3 protein-coding genes are annotated in these 2,925 nt (G+C 69.5%); 2 read left to right on the top strand and 1 reads right to left on the bottom strand.

All coding sequences use genetic code 11. The features are described 5' to 3' along the window. A partial coding sequence (locus I71_RS13970) for an amidase family protein (protein WP_244433827.1) occupies nt 1–791 on the bottom strand: 791 nt, incomplete at its 3' end. Nucleotides 792–1,471: 680 nt separating this feature from the next. Here I71_RS13970 and I71_RS13975 point away from each other — a divergent pair. Together I71_RS13975 and I71_RS13980 are read left to right on the top strand one after the other, a co-directional pair. Continuing rightward, entirely contained in the window at nt 1,472–2,689 is a 1,218-nt protein-coding gene (locus tag I71_RS13975; RefSeq protein ID WP_042695465.1) for an MFS transporter, read from the top strand. A gap of 5 nt (nt 2,690–2,694) precedes the next feature. Next, nucleotides 2,695–2,925: aldehyde dehydrogenase family protein (locus tag I71_RS13980; RefSeq protein ID WP_042695466.1), on the top strand; the 231-nt coding region annotated here is incomplete at its 3' end.

Genomic DNA, 2,925 nt, shown 5'->3' on the forward strand with positions numbered 1-2,925 from the left:
CCGTCCATCGCCAGCGGCGCCGGCACCCACAGCGGATCGCGCGGGTCGCGCACCGCCATCGTCTCCAGCCCCAGGCGGATGTCGCGCACCGAGCGCGCCAGAACCCCTTGCGAGGAGCCGATCTGCAGGCAGAGCGAGCGTTCGCCCTTGCCGGTCGGGTTGAAGGCGGGAACCCGGCCGGTGGTCGGGCGCATGCCGTAGATGCCGCAGGCGCTGGCGGGCAGCCGGGCGGAGCCGGCCAGATCGTTGCCATGGGCCAGCGGGCCGATGCCGGTGGCGACCGCGGCGGCGGCCCCGCCGCTGGACCCGCCGACATTGCGGGCGGGATCCCAGGGGTTGAGGGTCAGGCCATGCGGCTCGTTGTCGGTGAACCAGCGCACGGAAAAGGGCGGCGCGTTGGTCCGGCCGATGAAGACGGCGCCGGCCTTGCGCCAGTTGGCGACCGGCGGGCTGTCGGTCTCGGCGATCAGGCCGGTGAAGGTCGCAACGCCGTTGGTGGTGGCGACGCCGGCCTGATCGACATTGATCTTGGTGGTGACCGGCACGCCGTGCAGCGGAGCGAGCGGCTCGCCCGCCTCCGCCAGCCGGTCGGCCCGTTCGGCCTGCTCAAGCGCACTCGCGCCGAGATCGCCCACCAGGGCGTTGATCGCCGGGTTGACCGCGTCCAGCCGCTCCAGGCAGCTCCGCGCCGCTTCCAGGGCGGACAGCTCCCCCCGGGCGATCCGGGCGGCGAGGTCCGTGGCATCCATCTGCCAGGGAGCCGGCGGTCCAGTCCTCTCGTCAGTCATCATCGTGAATCCCTTGTCGATCCGCCCGTCTGCCGGGCTGCCTGCCTGTCAGCTCCCCGGACCTGCCGGGGGATGTGCGTCCTGCCCGACCAGCGGGCGGCGCCATTTTTTGTTCATGTTTCGCTTGACACCGATAGCACCCCCTCTGCATGTTGGTCAAACGATTTGGTCAAACGACCAGATTTTTACGGAGACCGCGGTTCGACGGCTCTCCGGGCTCCTTTGCGAACCACAATCAAGGAGCGGTCGCACCGCTTCGCGTCCGGGTCTATCCTGTCCCCAGGGGGCAGGGAGTCCCCGTCCCCGGCAACGATCCGGCGGACGAACCACGGCAAGGACATTCCGGCCCGTCCGCCATCCAGAGCGGCCGCGGCGACAGCGAATGCCACTGAACAGGCAGCTGAGCAGACAGTTTTTGGGAGACACATCATGAGGTCTTCGACCCTTCGGTCTTTCGCAGCCATCCCCCCTCTCCCGATTGCGCGGAAGCTCCGGGCCGGACCGGCATGCAGCCTCCCCGGACTGCGTTCGGCGATCCGCTGAGGACAGGATCCATTGCGGCCCCCTGGCCGCCGGATCTCTCTCATCGGCTTCTTTCCCGCCGCCTCGCAGCACCCGGGCCGACCGGCTGCGGCCGGAGTCCCGGTGCTCCCGACTCCCCCATCGAGAGAGTGCCGCCCCCCATGTCCAATTCGCCCATCTCCAATTCGTCCACATCAGTCGACTCCAGTGCGCCGCAGGACGGCGCCCTGTCGACCGCCGCCATCACGCTGTTCGGCATCGTCGGCCCCTACAGCTTCCTCGTCTCGCCAGTGGTCACCGGCCAGATGGCCGGCCAGCTCGACTGGTCGGCGGGAACCATCGGCCTGATCATGGGATGCGAACTGGCCGGCGCCTCGCTGGTCTCCTTCCCGGCCATGCGCCTGCTGCGCACCCTGTCGCCGCGCACCGTGGCCTTGCTGGCGACCGTCTTCTTCATCCTCGCCAACGTCGCCTCGTCCCTGGTCACGTCGGTGGATCTGTTCCTGCCGGCGCGCATCGTCGCCGGTGCGGCGGGCGGCGTCCTGTCGGTGGTGGCGCTGGTGTCGGCTGCCCGGTCGGCCAACCCGCCGAAGGCCTTCGCCTACTGGAGCGGCGGCCAGACGGTGGCGGCGGCGGTCGGCCTGCTCTATCTGCCCGACCTGTTCGTCCACACCGGCATCGGCGGCATCTATGGCTGCCTCGCGGCGGCGGCGCTGCTGTCGCTGGCGGTGATCGCCGGTTTCGGCAACGGCCTGCTGCCGTCGCTCAGCGGCGGCGGCGAGCGGCACAACCTGAAGGCGGCGCGCTGGACCCTGGTGGCGATCTTCGGCTTCTACGTCGCGGTCGGCGGCGCCTGGGCCTTCGTCGGCATCCCGGGGGCCGAGCTGGGCTTCACCGACGCCGGGATCGGCATGCTGTCGTCGCTGGCGATGACCGCCGGCATCCTCGGCTCGGTCCTCGCCTCCCATGTCGGCGGCAAGGCCCATCACAACCGCTTCGTCATCGCCAGCTACCTGCTGCTGGTGCTGTGCCTGGGAGCGATCGAGTTCGTCGCCGACCATAGGGTCTTCGCCGCCGTGATCGTCCTGCTGCAGGTGCTGTGGTCCTTCCTGCTGCCGCTGCTGCTGGCGTCGCTGGCCGACAGCGACGACGATGGCAACATGGTGATCCTGTCGAATATGATCATCGGCGGCGGTGCGGCGCTCGGTCCGATGCTGGCCGGCTACACCATCGACTTCCTCGGCGGTTACGGGGCCGTCGCCACCGAGGGCGGCATCGTCCTGCTGCTGTCCGCCGCCGCCTTTGCCCGCTCCCGGTCCCGGGCGCTGGTGAAAGGTGCCGCGATCCAGGCTCCCTCCAGTTCCCTTTCTCATGGATGACGATCATGGTTGATACCACCCGGTTCTACATCGACGGACAATGGGTGCAGCCGCAAGGCTCCCGTCTGATCGATGTGATCGATCCGGCAACGGAAGAGCCAGTCGCCCAGGTGGCGCTCGGCACCGCGACCGATGTCGATCTCGCGGTCGCCGCGGCCCGCAAGGCCTTCGAGAGCTTCTCGCGGACCACGCCGGCCGAGCGCATCGACCTGCTGTCCGCCATCCTCGCCGCCTAC

The sequence above is a fragment of the Azospirillum sp. B506 genome (assembly GCF_000333595.1).
Classification (GTDB): domain Bacteria; phylum Pseudomonadota; class Alphaproteobacteria; order Azospirillales; family Azospirillaceae; genus Azospirillum.

Bases quoted from the DNA above. Each gene is read 5' to 3' on its own strand.
- I71_RS13975 (WP_042695465.1), top strand. From the start codon at position 1,472: ATGTCCAATTCGCCCATCTCCAATTCGTCCACATCAGTCGACTCCAGT.